The following is a 1,066-nucleotide window of genomic DNA, read 5'->3' as shown; positions in this document are numbered from 1 at the left end:
GGTCTCCGTGTTGCGTCATGGCGCGGAGTCTGACTGGAATGCTATCTTGCCGATACTGCAGCAGTTTTGGGTGGATGTGGCGGGTACCGGCACTGATGCGCAATTGGCCGGACGCATAAAACAGTGGTTGAGTTACCTGCGCCGGCGCTGGCCCCAGGCGGCGCAATTGCTTGAGCAGCTGAAACGCGAAACCCGGCCCGAGGTTATTGCCCGGATTCTGGCTGACTTTGTGCCTTTAACGTAAAGCGTTGAAAGGGTGGCAAGACAAGGAAGTCGCCTTCGTGCCGATCCGCCAGCGCATGAAACGAGTCATGCATATTGTCCAGCCCCCAGGGGAGAGGCTTCACGTCAGGCGTGAGTTCACTGAAAAAATCATCCCAGTGCACCGGTATCACGGTGTGTGCGCCCACCGCCTTGGCGGTTTCCTCCATGAATGACTGCTGATAGTGGTCAGATTGTTTGCCCAGGCTGGCGCTGGCCAGCAGTGCATAGTCGGCCTGGTAGGCATCCAGTGCGCCGGGGGCTGCCCCTGAACTTCCCTGAATCAACACGGACCCGTTGGGGTGGCTGATAACCACACCATAACTTTGGCCCTCTTCCCAGGCACCTACCCGTGCAGGGGGAACCACCGGTGCTGGAATGTCGCCCTTGCCGGTCATCGCCTCCACGGCGGCGGGTAGTGGCACATGGCTGGCAGGGACGAACCGCACGGTGAATTGACCAAATTGATAGGGATGATGCGTTTCAATCGTGGTGATTCGCGATTCCGGTAGTTCCCCGCCGCGGCCCACCATGGCGGTGGAGGTGGAGCCCAGCAGTTGTGCCCCGGTTTTCTGTGCCACCACGGCCACATCCATGGCGTGGTCGAAATGGGAGTGCAGCACCAGTAATGCGTCCAGCGAGGTAATCCCGGCCTGTTCCAAGGCCTGATCAATGCGCTGCTCATCGGGCTTTAGTCGGGTAAACAGCAGTTGGGGAATGGATACCCGGGAAAAATAGCCGTCGGTGAGCAAATGGGTGCTGCCATCGCTGATCAGGATGGTGCTGGTGCCCAGGTAGGTCAGCG

1 protein-coding gene and 1 pseudogene are annotated in these 1,066 nt (G+C 59.4%); one reads left to right on the top strand and one right to left on the bottom strand.

Annotated elements, in window-relative coordinates; translation table 11 throughout:
* A pseudogene (locus A3730_RS29975) lies at window positions 1-244 on the top strand (tRNA dihydrouridine(16) synthase DusC); the annotation flags it as partial.
* Here A3730_RS29975 and A3730_RS24360 read toward each other — a convergent pair.
* On the bottom strand, window positions 204-1,066 hold an 863-nt coding region (locus A3730_RS24360; RefSeq protein WP_063539161.1), incomplete at its 5' end, for an MBL fold metallo-hydrolase. The pseudogene A3730_RS29975 and the gene A3730_RS24360 sit on opposite strands and share 41 nt — an antisense overlap.

This window comes from Alcanivorax sp. HI0044 (genome assembly GCF_001634945.1).
Note: the sequence above shows the minus strand (reverse complement) of the source record. Positions and strands in the feature narration are given on the sequence as shown.